This window comes from Bacillus sp. FSL K6-0069 (assembly GCF_038007785.1).
In the GTDB taxonomy this organism is placed as follows: domain Bacteria; phylum Bacillota; class Bacilli; order Bacillales; family Bacillaceae_G; genus Bacillus_A; species Bacillus_A mobilis.
In genome coordinates, this window is sequence record NZ_JBBOXN010000001.1 from 4,106,522 (window position 1) to 4,121,725 (window position 15,204).

Annotated in this window: 17 protein-coding genes; all 17 read right to left on the reverse strand. The window is 35.9% G+C overall.

Annotation, left to right across the window (positions count from 1 at the left end):
- Positions 1 to 294: 294 nt before the first annotated feature.
- Entirely contained in the window at positions 295 to 1,422 is a 1,128-nt protein-coding gene (rpoD, locus tag MHB74_RS21095) for an RNA polymerase sigma factor RpoD (protein ID WP_000764063.1), read from the reverse strand.
- Positions 1,423 to 1,481: 59 nt separating this feature from the next.
- Complete coding sequence (gene dnaG, locus MHB74_RS21100; protein ID WP_061677311.1) at positions 1,482 to 3,278, reverse strand: DNA primase; 1,797 nt, start codon at positions 3,276 to 3,278, stop codon at positions 1,482 to 1,484.
- A 330-nt stretch (positions 3,279 to 3,608) separates the two neighbouring features.
- Complete coding sequence (locus MHB74_RS21105) at positions 3,609 to 3,764, reverse strand: hypothetical protein (protein WP_169833821.1); 156 nt, start codon at positions 3,762 to 3,764, stop codon at positions 3,609 to 3,611.
- A 367-nt stretch (positions 3,765 to 4,131) separates the two neighbouring features.
- A complete protein-coding gene (locus MHB74_RS21110) occupies positions 4,132 to 4,944 on the reverse strand; it encodes a pyruvate, water dikinase regulatory protein (protein ID WP_000368939.1) in 813 nt (270 codons plus the stop codon).
- A gap of 29 nt (positions 4,945 to 4,973) precedes the next feature.
- Positions 4,974 to 5,606 (reverse strand): helix-turn-helix transcriptional regulator, encoded by a 633-nt coding sequence (locus MHB74_RS21115; protein WP_000583755.1) that lies wholly within the window; start codon positions 5,604 to 5,606, stop codon positions 4,974 to 4,976.
- A gap of 107 nt (positions 5,607 to 5,713) precedes the next feature.
- Entirely contained in the window at positions 5,714 to 6,460 is a 747-nt protein-coding gene (gene recO / locus MHB74_RS21120) for a DNA repair protein RecO (protein ID WP_000487012.1), read from the reverse strand.
- Between the two features lie 33 nt (positions 6,461 to 6,493).
- Positions 6,494 to 6,637, reverse strand: a complete 144-nt coding sequence (locus tag MHB74_RS21125; RefSeq protein ID WP_000883924.1) for a YqzL family protein — start codon at positions 6,635 to 6,637, stop codon at positions 6,494 to 6,496.
- Between the two features lie 176 nt (positions 6,638 to 6,813).
- Positions 6,814 to 7,719, reverse strand: a complete 906-nt coding sequence (gene era / locus MHB74_RS21130) for a GTPase Era (protein ID WP_061677310.1) — start codon at positions 7,717 to 7,719, stop codon at positions 6,814 to 6,816.
- A complete protein-coding gene (locus MHB74_RS21135; RefSeq protein ID WP_061677309.1) occupies positions 7,712 to 8,110 on the reverse strand; it encodes a cytidine deaminase in 399 nt (132 codons plus the stop codon). The genes era and MHB74_RS21135 overlap by 8 nt, the downstream gene beginning before the upstream one ends.
- A gap of 99 nt (positions 8,111 to 8,209) precedes the next feature.
- Positions 8,210 to 8,563: a diacylglycerol kinase family protein gene (locus tag MHB74_RS21140; RefSeq protein ID WP_000715483.1), complete on the reverse strand. Its 354-nt coding sequence runs from the start codon at positions 8,561 to 8,563 to the stop codon at positions 8,210 to 8,212.
- Entirely contained in the window at positions 8,560 to 9,030 is a 471-nt protein-coding gene (gene ybeY / locus MHB74_RS21145) for an rRNA maturation RNase YbeY (RefSeq protein WP_000054689.1), read from the reverse strand. Before ybeY ends, MHB74_RS21140 begins: the two co-directional genes overlap by 4 nt.
- Positions 9,027 to 11,171 carry an HD family phosphohydrolase gene (locus MHB74_RS21150; protein WP_000942638.1) on the reverse strand — a complete coding sequence of 715 codons (2,145 nt, stop codon included), beginning with the start codon at positions 11,169 to 11,171 and terminating at the stop codon, positions 9,027 to 9,029. Before MHB74_RS21150 ends, ybeY begins: the two co-directional genes overlap by 4 nt.
- A gap of 193 nt (positions 11,172 to 11,364) precedes the next feature.
- The gene (locus tag MHB74_RS21155; RefSeq protein WP_061677308.1) at positions 11,365 to 12,324 is read right to left on the reverse strand and encodes a PhoH family protein; all 960 of its coding nucleotides are present in this window, start codon (positions 12,322 to 12,324) and stop codon (positions 11,365 to 11,367) included.
- A 3-nt stretch (positions 12,325 to 12,327) separates the two neighbouring features.
- Complete coding sequence (gene yqfD / locus MHB74_RS21160) at positions 12,328 to 13,527, reverse strand: sporulation protein YqfD (RefSeq protein ID WP_061677307.1); 1,200 nt, start codon at positions 13,525 to 13,527, stop codon at positions 12,328 to 12,330.
- Positions 13,528 to 13,705: 178 nt separating this feature from the next.
- A complete protein-coding gene (yqfC, locus tag MHB74_RS21165) occupies positions 13,706 to 13,999 on the reverse strand; it encodes a sporulation protein YqfC (protein WP_000732264.1) in 294 nt (97 codons plus the stop codon).
- Positions 14,000 to 14,107: 108 nt separating this feature from the next.
- The gene (locus tag MHB74_RS21170; RefSeq protein ID WP_000054579.1) at positions 14,108 to 14,551 is read right to left on the reverse strand and encodes a GatB/YqeY domain-containing protein; all 444 of its coding nucleotides are present in this window, start codon (positions 14,549 to 14,551) and stop codon (positions 14,108 to 14,110) included.
- A gap of 15 nt (positions 14,552 to 14,566) precedes the next feature.
- Positions 14,567 to 14,740, reverse strand: a complete 174-nt coding sequence (rpsU, locus tag MHB74_RS21175) for a 30S ribosomal protein S21 (RefSeq protein ID WP_000048061.1) — start codon at positions 14,738 to 14,740, stop codon at positions 14,567 to 14,569.
- Positions 14,741 to 15,204: the final 464 nt, after the last annotated feature.

Here is a 15,204-nt window from a genome sequence, read left to right on the forward strand (position 1 = left end):
ACTAATCGTTAAAAATATTCCATAAATTCAGTTTATTGTTTTTTATTGTTATATCGCTTATTATTTCGATAATTATTAACGTTTCTCATCATATTTTTCACTTTTCTACATATATTTTTGTATAGAATAAACAAAATTAATCGAAAAATCGAAAAATGAGCATTTGCAAATCAAAAGACAATTCTGTAAAATAAATTACAAGAAATTGTAATCGTTGCCGATAGCTAAAGTTTAACAAAAGTTAACAAAATAAAAAAGTTTACTTCACAAAGGTGAAGTAAACTTAAAAAGAACCTATTCTAAGAAATCCTTAAGACGCTTACTACGGCTTGGATGTCTTAATTTACGAAGTGCTTTTGCTTCAATTTGACGGATACGTTCTCTCGTTACGCCGAATACTTTCCCAACTTCTTCAAGCGTACGAGTTCGTCCATCATCTAAGCCAAAACGAAGACGTAGAACATTTTCTTCACGATCTGTTAGTGTATCTAACACATCTTCTAATTGTTCTTTTAGCAATTCATACGCTGCATGGTCCGCAGGCGATGTTGCTTCTTGGTCTTCAATGAAATCACCTAAATGGGAGTCATCTTCTTCACCAATCGGTGTTTCAAGAGAAACTGGCTCCTGTGCAATTTTTAAGATTTCGCGTACTTTTTCTGGAGCAAGATCCATTTCTTCACCAATCTCTTCAGGAGATGGTTCGCGTCCTAAATCTTGTAATAATTGACGTTGTACACGAATTAACTTATTAATCGTCTCAACCATATGAACTGGGATACGAATTGTTCGTGCTTGGTCTGCAATCGCACGTGTAATCGCTTGGCGGATCCACCAAGTTGCATACGTACTAAATTTGAAACCTTTACGATAATCGAACTTTTCAACCGCTTTAATTAGACCCATATTCCCTTCTTGGATTAAGTCTAAGAAAAGCATACCACGGCCCACGTAGCGCTTTGCAATACTTACTACAAGACGTAAGTTTGCTTCTGCAAGACGACGTTTCGCTTCTTCATCGCCATCTTCAATACGCGTTGCAAGTCGAATTTCTTCTTCTGCAGATAGTAAATCTACACGACCAATTTCTTTTAAATACATACGAACAGGATCATTGATTTTAACCCCAGGTGGTACACTTAAATCATTAAGGTCGAATTCTTCTTCCGTTTTTGAAATTTGGCGATTATTAGGACCTTCTTCGTTGTCATTGTCACCGACTAAGTCAATCCCTTGTTCACCTAAATATTCATAGTATTCATCCATTTGATCGGATTCAATTTCAAATCCATTCATGCGTTCTGCAATCTCTTCATATGTAAGAACGCCACGTTTTTTTCCGAGCTCAGTGAGTTGTTCTTTCACTTGCTCAAGGGTCATTTCAGTTTCAATTTGTTTAGAACGAGCTGGTTTGTCAGCCATCTGTTCCCCTCCTTACGCGAGATACAAACATTCATTATACTAAAAATTTATCAAAAAAGCTATTTTCTCGCTTTTTGATTTTGTAAATATGCTACATAATATTTAGCAGCCTCTACAGGATCTGTTTTTTCCATCTGTTTTATCTTAAAGATGATTTCCGTCTTCTCAAGTTTTTCTTGATGACGTCTAAGCGTCTCCAAATGGCCTTGTAACACTTCTTCTGTGTATTCTGGATTAATAAATTCATCCGTCGAAATATCAGTGATAATATTTTTCAACTTCTCATCAGAGAGCCAACTTAAAAATGTTCCGACTGAAGGTTCATTTCCCTTTTCATAATATGCGTATAGTTCATATAAAATCCCTTTATGTTCTTCTGTGTGAAAATCTTCTATATGGGATTCCATACGAACAGCCACTTCTGGACTTTGCAACATATGGTAAATAATTTCTCTTTCTGCCCTTTCAAAACCTGTTAACTTCGGTTTTGTTTGAACAATTTGAGACGGCTTAGAAACCTGCTTTACTTGCTTTTGCTGTACCTTTTGTTCTTTGCGATATTGGTGCAATTGATTCAAAAGTGTTTCCATTGAATACGAAAATTCTTGCGATAATGACTTCAAATATGATTCTGCCTGCATCGCATCCTGTAGCAACGATAACTCTTTTAAAACACTTTTCACATATTCTTCTTTGCCAGACTCATCTTGCAAATTTTTCCCTAAACGCAAATAATTTATTTTAAAACCAACAAAACTTATACTTGATTTCACAAGATTTTCAAAAGCAGTTGTCCCATATTGTTGCACATATTCATCAGGGTCAAGCTTATCTGGCAAGGATATAACTTTCACTTGGCAACCGACTTTTAGCAATAATTGCCCTGCTTTCATCGTTGCTTCTCGCCCTGCTTTATCACCATCATAGCAAAGAACAACAGTTTCAACGTTACGTCGCAGAAGTTTTGCTTGTTCTTCAGTTAAAGCTGTTCCCATTGTCGCAACAGCTTCTTCCACACCACTTTTTACCGCAGCTAGTACGTCGGCATACCCTTCAAAAAGAGCCACTTGCCCACGTTTTCTAATAAACGGCCTCGCTTGGTGGAAGTTATACAACAATTTACTTTTATGAAAAATCGGTGTTTCAGGGCTATTTAAATATTTCGGAGTATCATCTCCTAGCGCCCTTCCACTAAACGCTATCACTTTACCTTGTAACGTATAGATTGGAAACATAACCCTTCCACGGAAGCGATCATAATGACTACCATCCTTCTCGCTTCTTATGAGAAGACCAGCTTGTTCCATACTAGACAGCGATAAGCCTCTTTTTTGTAAAATTTTCGTTGCTGCATCCCAAGCAGGTGACGCATAACCAATTTCAAACTTCTCAATCATCTCTTTCGTAATACCACGTTTTAACAAATACGAAAGTGCTTCATTTCCTTCTTCTGTATTTACTAATAAATGATGATAATACTTTTTCAAAAGTTCATGAGCCTGTTGCATGATGACAGTGTCATCAGATATGTCTTCTTGTTGTCCTTGCCCTGATGTATACTCTGCAACCGCAATTCCATTTCTTTCACCTAGCTTTTGAACAGCCTCGGTAAAAGCCAATCCTTCCATTTTCATTAGAAAGGAAAATACATTTCCACCTTCTCCACATCCGAAGCAATGAAAAATTTGCTTATCCGATGAAACAGAGAATGAAGGAGAATTCTCACCATGAAATGGACAAAGGCCGAAATAGTTACGTCCCTGTTTTCTAAGTTGAACGTATTCACCAATCACTTCTACAATATCCGATGACGTCCGAATCTGTTCAACAACTTCTTCGGGAATTCTGTTCCCCATAAATCCATCTCCGTGTCGTATTTTGTATTCGATATAAATTAAAAAATTCCTTTATAATTCGACAATATTTTTTCTAAACTTATTAGAAAGTGTTGTCGATCACGTTATCAAACGATTTTGCAGGCCCTTTTCTGCGTAATTTCGCAGATATATACCTACTATATAAAATTGTATCCATTTGCTCACCTGTTACAAATGTACCTCCTGGAGACAATACATATACACTTTTTTTACAAGAAGACTAGCAAGTACCATATCCTATGTGATCACGAGATCTGTTTCTTTTGCATGTTGATACATATAAAAAATCAACTTTAGCTTATTCAGCATCTACATAGATCCAATTTCCCTTGCTACTTCCTTAAACGATGAGCATACGATGTGACAAACAAAATTTCGACATGAACTTTCGTTCCAACTTGCACAATTTTCAGCATTCACAGGATATGCATCTGCATCAACTAATACGATATTGATGTTTTGCATATTTCTGTATTCTACATCCCTTCTGCGAATCCTTCCATAATGTGCGTTTTCTTGTATAGATTTTGTCGATTTAACGTAATTACATGTCTTTTCGTAAATCCTATCCCTAGTTTATTCTGAAAAATTAAAGTCTAAACGTAAAATATAGGTTTTTATCACAATTTTTTATTATAATATATTTTCTTCAACTGCGCTACATATCCCTTTATTTTTTCATCTTCTATTTCAGGATAACGAAACCCTACCTTTAGCCTAATAAAAAGACAGAAGAATATAAGTATAACCACTCCGCTATAATCTATTACGAAATCAACAGGCATTGCTTTTTTCATGAGCGAAAAAAGCACATTCACCTTTGGTAAATGTGCTAAAACAATTTTTGGTTTTGCACTGCATTCACAATAATGTTAGCTGTTTCTTCAATCGCTTTATTCGATACATCAATTACTTGACAATCTATTTTACCGACTACATTCTCAAAGTGATCAATTTCTTCTTTAATACGATTAATATTGGCATATGTTGCACCGTCACTTAATCCAAGTGATTTCAATCGCTCTTTTCGAATATGATTCAACTTATCTGGCGTAATTTTCAAACCGAAGCATTTTTCTTTAGCCACTTGATATAACTCTTCAGGTGGATCTACTTCTGGTACGAGCGGTACATTGGCAACTTTCAAACGTTTGTTATGAGCTAAATATTGAGAAAGTGGTGTTTTTGATGTTCGCGAAATCCCAATCAACACGATATCTGCTTTTAAAATACCACGTGCGTCTCTACCATCATCATACTTTACAGCAAACTCAATCGCTTCAATCTTTTTAAAGTATTCTTCATCTAATCTACGAACAACACCCGGCTCATATCTTGGTACTTGCCCTGTAATTTCTTCAATTTGATCGATAAGAGGCCCGATAATATCATATGCCTCTACGCCTTCTTTCGCAGCCTCTGTCACTAAATACTGGCGCATGTCAGGCTTTACTAACGTGAAACAAATAAGCGCTTGATTGCTCTTAGCAATTGAAATCACTTCTTTTAATGTCCCTGTATCTTCTACATACGGTACACGTCTAATATCAGGAGCGAATGGGAATTGCCCCATCGCTGCTCGAACAACCAAATCAGCCGTTTCTCCAACAGAGTCAGATACGACATATACGATTTTATTATCCATTACATTACCTCACTTTAAACAAATTACACTTATTCGTTATTTACTAAGTTTACAAACGCACGTGTAATATTTGTTTTTGTAATTCGTCCAATCACTTCTAAACCTTGTTTCGTATCTTTTACAACTGGCATCGCATCAATCTGTCTTTCTATTAATTCCATCGCAATATCATATAAAGAATCTTCTCTACGACACATCGCAATGTTTGGCATCCTTGTCATGATAATATTAACCGGAAGAGAGGTTAAATCCTGCTTTCCTAGGCTAGCTCGTAATAAATCTTTACGAGATACAACGCCAACTAATAGAGTCGATTGATCTACAACGAATAATGTACCTACGTCCTCTAGAAACATCGTACAAATCGCATCGTATACTGATACATTTTTATCAATTACAGCCGGTCTAGATTGATAATCTTGTACTTTAATTTTCTTAACAGCTTCAGATAATAGCTGCCCCCCAGTTTTACCCGTATAAAAATAACCTACGCGTGGACGCGCTTCTAAATAACCAGCCATCGTTAAAATTGCTAAGTCTGGTCTTAGCGTTGCACGTGTTAATCCCAATTGCGCAGCAATTGACTCCCCTGTAATAGGACCGTGATCTTTTACAATCTGAATGATATGTTCTTGCCGTTTATTCAGCTCTATGATAATCACCACCTTCAGTGCACAACGAAAAAAGTTATACTATCTCTTAAATATTATATACTAAATATGCTATTTGAAAAAGATAGGATGTAAAAAGGACCGTATACGGCCCCAAATTATATTTGAAACTTATCAAGTTGTTCTAAGAAACGTCTTGATTTCAAATAAATCCCGCAATATTCATCATAATATGTATTCAATACTAAACGCATTTGTTTTTTTGTGCTATCCTTCACTGATACATTCCCAAGTCTATGTAAATCGAAGTGGTAGAAAAGACGTAATAATTTATGTACAGCTTCCCCCACTGGTATACGATACTGGTCTTGTTCAGCATGACGCGAGCACAGAAAACCGCCTTCCCGGACAGAGAAGGCGACAAAATCTGTTTCTTGATGACAAATCGCACATGTATCAAAATACGGGCGCATCCCTAATACCGGAAGCATTTTCGTTTGATAAATTAATGATAATACTTCTGAATCAACACCCTCACACATATAATGCAACGTTTGATATAACATTTCAAATAAATATGGATTATGTTTTTTATCTTCTGTTGCTTTATCAGTTAACTCAACAATAAATGATGCATAAGCAGTTAAAAATATATCCTCGCGAATTTCTTTCATAGTTGAAATAATCTCGCCTTGTTGTAAAGTTCCAAGTCCAGATCCCATTTGAATAAGAAAATTACCATGTGTCATAAGTTGCGAAACAGATGCTAACCGGCTTTTCGGTTTTTTCGCTCCTCTTGCCATTGCACTTACCTTACCCAATTCTCTTGAGAATATTGTAACAATCTTGTTCGTTTCTCCGTAATCTGTCGTACGGATAACGATGCCCTCAACTTTTTGAAACATGTTCGTCACCATCCAAGGTTTGAACAAAACGGGTCAAGAAATTGGAGAGTCTAGATGTGCTAGCTCCTCTTCATGTTGATCCATCTCATCGTTTACGTCTTTTTCCATTTCTTTCAAAAGCAAGTACGTTTCAATGCTTCCTGTTTTGGAGAAAAACTTCCAGGTAAAATCTAGCATAAGAATCCACCTTTCTCAATAAGCGTAGCCTATAAACCAATTTCCTTTGTTGTTATTAAATTGACCCATTTTGTCCATTTTCATGTGAGAAAAATTTTTCCTAATTTATCAAAACTCATAAAAACCAATAATCAGCGGATGAACAAAACATCCGCTGATTACAGCTTTACTCTATTTTAGTACTCGTCTTCGCGGAAACCAAGGTCACGAAGCTGAGACATTTTATTACGCCAATCTTTTTGCACTTTTACCCATACTTCTAAAAATACTTTAGAACCAAGTAATGCTTCAATATCAAAACGTGCTCGCTTACCAACTTCTTTTAACATCTTCCCTTGTTTCCCGATAATAATCCCTTTTTGCGATGGACGTTCCACAACAATCGTTGCATTGATATAAACTGCCCCGCCTTCGCGTTTTTGAATTGCATCGATAACAACAGCCACAGAATGCGGCACTTCTTCACGTGTTAAATGTAGTACTTTCTCACGAATAAGCTCTGAAATAATAAATCTCTCTGGATGATCCGTTACTTGATTATCTGGATAGTATTGTGGTCCTTCTGGTAAATACTTTTTAATTGTTCCAATTAAAGCGTCCACATTATTACCGTCTAATGCAGAAATTGGTACAATCTCTGCAAACTCATATAGTTTGCGGTATTGATCGATTAACTCTAATAATTGCTCTGGATGAAGTTGGTCGATTTTATTAATTACTAAAAATACTGGTTGTTTCGTTTCTTTTAATTTCTCAATGATAAATTCTTCACCACGACCAAATCCTTCAACTGCATTGACCATAAACAGAACAATATCAACTTCTTTTAATGTCGTTTGAGCCATCTTCACCATGAAGTCGCCTAATTTATGTTTAGGTTTATGTATTCCTGGTGTATCAATGAAAATTACTTGTGAATCATTTTCTGTATATACGCCTTGAATTTTATTACGAGTTGTTTGTGGCTTGTCACTCATAATGGCAATTTTCTGGCCGATAATACGATTTAAAAATGTAGATTTTCCAACATTCGGTCTGCCAATAATAGAGACAAAACCTGATTTATAACCTTTTCTATTCATGTAAATCCTCCGCTAAAAATGCTCCTGGCAACAATTCTCCGACTGTCGTCTCTTGAACGTCACCATGTAAATTTGATAGGTATACTTTCGTATCCTGTTTACATAATTCTACCATAACTTGGCGACATGCTCCACAAGGAGGTACCGGACGCTTTGTATCCGCCACAATTGCGATAGCTACAAACTCTTTATCTCCTTCAGAAACCGCCTTAAATAAAGCTGTTCTTTCTGCACAGTTACATAAGCCATATGATGCATTCTCAACATTACATCCACGATATACTTTTCCATCCTGTGTTAATAATGCTGCACCTACTTGAAATTTAGAATATGGTACGTACGCTTGTTCACGCGCTTCGATTGCTTCTTGAATTAATTGTTCACTATTCATGTTCCCGCATCCTTCCTGTCCACAGCTGTGAATAGATACACTCTCTGATTAAAGGCCTTTACGGCACTTCCAAAGCTTAATAAAAGCTTTGGAATGCAACTATACCACATACGGCAAAAAGATAATAGCACCAATTATAACGGCTATTATCGCAAACAATAAAACCGCTCCGGCTGCGACATCCTTTGCAATTTTCGCAAACGGATGTATATCAGTAGTCGCTAAATCTACTGTTTTTTCCACAGCCGTATTTACCATCTCTAAACTCATTACAATTCCTATTACAATAAGTAATACCATCCACTCTACTTTCGTAATATGGAAATAAAAGCCGCAGCATATAACAATGACTGCGGCTAAATAATGAATTTTCATATTTCGTTCATGACGAAGACAAAAGAATATACCTGCTATAGCATATCCAAAACTATTAATAAGTTTTCCTTTTTTCATCGACCTAATCCAAATGCCTCTAAAATTTCTTTTTGTCTTCCAAACATTTCTTTTTCATCCTCTTCTGTCATGTGGTCATAACCAAGTAAATGTAAAAAGCCATGTAACGCTAAAAAGCCAAGTTCACGATCAAAAGAATGTCCATACTCTTCAGCTTGTTCTTTCGCTCTCGGAATAGAAATAATAAGGTCACCTAACATACGAGGCATCTCTGCACCTACAATTTCCATCTCTCCTTCTCCCATTTCTTCCATAGCAAAGGAAATGACATCAGTAGGCTGATCCTTATCTCGGTAATCACGATTAATCTCGCGAATGCGTTCATTATCTACAAATGTCACTGATAACTCCGCACCATCCTCTATTTTTTCCATTTGAGCTGCTTTTTCTAATATCTCACGAATTAAATTCACATATTCTTCTTTCACTTCTTCTGTTTCATCAATGAAATCAATTAATAAACTCATTCTTTCTCCTTCTCTTCCGGTAGTTCCGGATATGTAATACGCGAATGGAAAATACCATTTAACGTTTCACATAACGTTTTTCCAACGATTTGTAGTTCCTTAAACGTCAAATCACATTCACTAAATTGCCCATCTTGCAGGCGATCTTTAATAATACTTTGTACTAAATTATTTATTTGATCTGGCGTTGGGTGATTCATAGAACGTACCGCCGCCTCAACACTATCAGCAATACCAACAATTGCCGACTCTTTAGAAGTTGCTTTTGATCCCGGATAGCGGAACATCTCTTCTGTATATTTTTCTTTATCTTCTTTAATCGCCTTATAATAAAAATATTTAAGTAATGTTGTACCATGGTGTTGTCCAGCAATATCGATAATTTCTTGCGGAATATGGTATTCTTCGAGCATTCTGACTCCATCTGTTACGTGAGCAATGATAATATCTTTACTCGTCACAGGATCTAATTTATCATGTGGATTCTCAATTCCCATCTGGTTTTCAATAAAGAATTGCGGTTGTACTGTTTTTCCTACATCATGATAATACGCCCCTACACGTGCTAATACACCATTTGCTCCGACCGCTTCACATGCTGCCTCAGAAAGATTCGCTACCATTACACTGTGGTGATATGTTCCTGGCGCTTCTAACAAAATTCTACGCAAAAGCGGATGATTCGGACTTGATAGTTCCATAAGCTTCATGCTTGATACAATCCCAAGTCCACTCTCTAAATATGGTAATATCCCCATCGCTAAAACGGATGAGATAATACCTGAAACGGAAGCCATCAATAATTGTGTTCCAATTTCAAGAGGTGAAAAATTCCCATTACGTAATAATAATAACGCCGCTAAGACGACTACATTTAAGATAGAAACGAGTATACCTGCTTGCAAAATCATCGTACGACGATTTTTTTCTCTTAAGAAAATGCTTACTGATAATGAACTTAATAGCACATAAATACCTACACTATAATTCAGTGTACTTGTTACTCCTTCATTAAACATAATACTTCCGCACACAGAAAAAATCATACTTGTTAAGAATACAAATCGATCGCCAATCATTAGTTTTACAAGTATTGTTCCCATCGCAACTGGGACAACATACGCAATTCCTGCATATTCAAGCTTTTGAAACAAACTAATAATTTTCATTAAAACAATCGTGATAGACAAAATTGTAATATACGCTAAAATGTACGGTCTGTCTTCTCTTTTGCGCTGTAAAAATACTTCAAACTGCTTATGCATAAAGTACAGTAACACACCAATGAGCACTGCTAATCCAACATAAGGCTGAAAACTATTACCTTTCTCTAATAAACCGACTAATTTCAACTGATTATACATATCACTTGAAATTGTTTCACCTTCTCTAACAATAACTTGTCCTTGAAGAATATAAACAGGTGGAACTAAGTCCTCTTCTGCTTTCTTCTTCTCTTTCGTTACAGCTGGATCATAAAAATAATTTGCTGTAATCGCATATGATCCTAGCGCATTCACAGCTTCCTTCAAGCCGCTATTCACATTGAGGCTTTTCATTTCATTAACAAATCGCTCTTTTGCTGCTATTTCTTCGGACATTTTAATATTTCCACCCATAATAACACTAACAGACGTTAAAGCCGCGTTTTTTGCTAATTCTAATTGATCTGGTTCTGCATTAATAAAGTATAATAAATTCTCATCCGATAATTCTTTTGTTAAATTAGATGGTAACTTCTTCTTCAACTTTTCTAATTTATTTGCATCGGTCATCTTTTTTTGCTCTTCAGGTCCAGCAGCTTTCATCTCCTGAATTACTTCATTTACCTTAGCAAAAACATCATTTACAATATCTACTCTATTTTGTTTATATTCACTTCTATATGTATATTGATCCCCGACTTTTTGAGCGGCCTCTTGTTTTTTTCTGTCCGTTATAACCTTATCTTCAATTTTAATAGGAGAATGAATTGTTTTTTTCGCAATAGAATACATATCAACATCTAATTGCTCTGGTTTTACATTATTCATAAGTGCAAAAAACAGCACTGCTCCTAACAAAACGTAAGAAATCCAACTTAGTTTTTTCGAATGTTGTAAATTACGAAACCACTTAGAAATTTCTTGAGCTCTTAACATGATTTCAATACCTTCTCCTCTCCAGAAATAAAGTGAAACTATTTATAGCTTTCATTTCTTCTAGCCAACGATACTTTTAGAGAACACTTTGATACACCAGTACCTATAGTTTATTTCTCTTATCTTTTATGATAGTAAAAAATATGCCGTTCGCCAACCTTAATACAAAAAGAAATGATCCTGACAAATAGGATCATTCCATTTTATCATATGCCTCAATAATACGTTGCACCAGCGGATGCCTCACAACGTCCGTTTGTTCTAATGTAATGAACGAAAGACCTGATACACCAGATAAAATGTTAGAAGCTAGCGAAAGCCCTGATTTTACCCCTTTTGGTAAGTCTACTTGTGAAGGGTCTCCCGTAATAACCATTTTAGAACTAAAACCTAATCTAGTTAAAAACATTTTTATTTGTGCACCCGTTGTATTTTGCGCTTCATCTAAAATAACAAATGAATCATCGAGCGTACGCCCTCTCATATAAGCTAGAGGCGCGATTTCAATTACACCTCGCTCCATCATACGCTGTGTATATTCTTGTCCAAGAATATCGTGCAACGCATCATACAATGGACGTAAATATGGATCTACTTTCTCTTTCAAATCACCTGGTAAAAACCCTAAACTTTCTCCAGCTTCTACAGCCGGTCTCGTTAAAATGATTTTCTTTACATACCCTTGCTTTAGAGCTCTTACAGCCATTACTACAGCTAAGTATGTTTTCCCAGTCCCAGCAGGTCCTATTCCAAATACAACATCATTCTTCTTCATTGCATGAATATATCTTCTTTGCCCCATTGTTTTTACACGAATGGATTTACCTTTTGCCGTTTTAAAGATTTCTTCTTCATATAACTCTTCAAATTGAGCAATTTTCCCTTGTTGTGCGAGCTGAATTGCATACGCAACATCTCTTTCTGTAATTGATACACCTTTTCGAATAACAACAAGTAATTGCTGTAAGATTTTTTCTACGAGTGTCACAGTTTCAACTGCTCCAGATGCATGAACAGTTTCACCTCTAGTTACAATCGATACATTCAGTTCCCGTTCAATTACTTTCAAATGAGCATCATTGACTCCAAAAAGAGCGATTGCTTCGTTAGTATTTTCCAATTGTTGGTTCATTTCTACTAATTGTTCTGCCATTACTCAGTCTCCTTGAATATCGGATTCGGATATCGGTTGTGGCTCTGCAATATTTTCGATCACAGTATAATGCAATGTGACTTTTAGTTGATCCGCCTCAACCTGTTTACTCAAAATCTTATCACTTACAATCATAGCATGTTCATCCAATTTTTTCTTTAGTTCTTTTTCAGCCATCTCTTTCGCTACTTTCATTGCCTGTTTTTCTGTATATTCCCGATTCGCCTCTTCCTCTTCTCGTACGATATCTTTTTCGTACGCGATTGGCAGTGTAAAACCAAATAGTTTCACATCGTGTTTTACACTTTCCGTACGAGAGCGTTTATACTTATCATGTTGAAATCCCCATATTTTTATTTTCGTACTCCCAAATGCAAGGTAATGCTCATTATATGCATTGCCAGTATATACTTGAAATTGCGTCTTTAGTGGCACATTCACCTCAGATGTGTACCACGTTTCTCCATATACAATACCTTGGGCCGAAACAATCGTCGGACTCTCCTCATTACCGTATATCCCTGATACGAGAAGCTGTCCTTTTTCAACATGGTCATTTTTCAAGACAACTGGTTTTCCTACTTCAACAAATGTTTTTGTCACAATCGCTTCTTTTTTTGCTACTAAATTTTGTGGCCTTTGTTCCTTTTCTTTTTTCGGCTCGTTTTTTTCAACAATTTTAAAATGGTACGTCGTTCCTCTTATTTCTAGTCCCGCCCAAGTAATCGCATTAATATTGTCTGTCAAGTGACGCTGTACATCTTCTACATTAGGCATCTGGAATTGTAATTTTCCTTTTTTAATACCCATTTTATCCAATTCTTTCATCAATATATATTCTGTTTCAGGTTTCGCTCCTGTAATTTCAATTTTCCAAACCATATTAGATAATGCAATCATACCAAAAAAGAAAATTAAAAAACCAATTAAGAATCCACTATTTTTAATTAAACGCTTATTCAAAAAAGGAAAACCGTAACGCCCAATAAAATATAGTTTACATTCATTTTTTCTATAAATTGGTTTTATTTTCTTCACATCTCGTAATAACATACAAAAAACTAACGTTTCATCAGCAATCTTCTTAACATCCCAAACTAATAATTTTCTACGCACACATTCATTAACGAACCGTTCCGCTCCTCTACCTTCAATTCGTACTTTTACATATCCAAGCCACTTTATAAACCATTTATTTTTCATCTACTATCTCCACTACCTTTCCAAAAGTATACACACTACTTTTTTCGCTTTAATTAGCAAAATAGCTCGTACGAAAATGAAATAAAGAGTTCTACCACCCATAAATAGCGAGATAAAATGAATAGTAAGGTCGAATCACGAAAATAACGAAGAAAAACTTCACATATGGAAGTTTCCCTCACTCCTCTTTTTTTTCGTTTTCTAAAAACGTCACTTGCTCAATTATTCCTTCAAGTAAAAGTTCTTCTGGAAGGATTGTTTTAATAATAAAGGATTGCCCTTTAATTAATAATTGACCGTGCTTTAATAACAATCTTACTTCTTTATCTGAAAACACTAATAAACCTCGATGATTTTCTATATAGATATGCACTTGCCCAACAAGCGTGATCCGAGGTAGATCCATTAGCACATCCACTGGCAGGTCTATTTGCTTTGTTAACCAATTCTTCATTTGTTCTAATTTTTTCATCTCAAAAGACCCCCTCTCATCCCATATGTATGAAAAAAGAGCTTGTAATATCACGTCCAAACTGAAAAAAAGCATAAAAAAACGTCTCATACGAAATGAGACGTTTTTTTATGCTAATAGTTGGATAACCAACTTATTCACAAGTGATCCGTCTGTTTTACCTTTTACTTTCGGCATAACAGCAGTCATCACCTTACCCATATCTGCTTTAGATGTCGCACCAACTTCAGAAATAACTTGCTTAATTACATTCGCTAGTTCTTCTTCTGTTAATTGCTCCGGCAAATATGCGCTTAAAATCTGAATTTCACTTTGCAGTTTATTAACAAGGTCTTCACGACCAGCTTTTTTAAATTCAAGGAGGGAGTCCTTATACTGTTTTACTTCACGAGCTAAAACTGTTAGTTCCTCTTCTTCAGTAAGAGTATGTTGCAGTTTAATACCTTCATTTTGTAAAGCAGCCTTAACCATACGAATAACGGTTAATTTTTCTTTTTGTTTATTCTTCATCGCTTGTTTCATATCATCGTTTAAACGACCGAGAAGACTCATAACTTACACCCTCTCTTAGAATTTACGCTTTCTTGCCGCTTCAGATTTCTTCTTACGTTTTACACTTGGCTTTTCATAAAACTCGCGCTTTCTTGCTTCAGCAAGTGTACCAGTTTTAGAAACCGATCTTTTAAAACGGCGAAGTGCATCCTCCAAAGACTCGTTTTTACGAACGACTGTTTTTGACATTCTCTTTCCCTCCCTCCGAAACATCACACTTACATACTAATTTCAGCATGCAAAAAGAAACCCTTCTTCAGCATGTCTTTTACGATTATAATACATTTTATCACTTCAGGTCAACTATTTGGCAGAATAAAAGAAGAATAGATGCCCTTCCCTGTTCAAAAGCTATGTAGATAGCTATTATTCTTTCCCTCTGAAGACAACTATATTTTTATCTTTACACCTTTTTTAATACAAGAAAATATTAAATAACTACTCATTCCATGTACCTGCCTTTTCAGCACTTAAATTCTCCACAAAAAAAGCATGCAAATCGTTTCCGTTTGCATGCCTTTTTATGCCGCTATTTACCAGGGCAGTAAGACCCCCACCTAAAAATTCAGCCAAAACAAAGAAGTTAGGCGGGGATCGGGCTGCCCGTAAAAGCCCGATTGGTGAAGGCTAATAATCAGCGGGGGATGAATCCC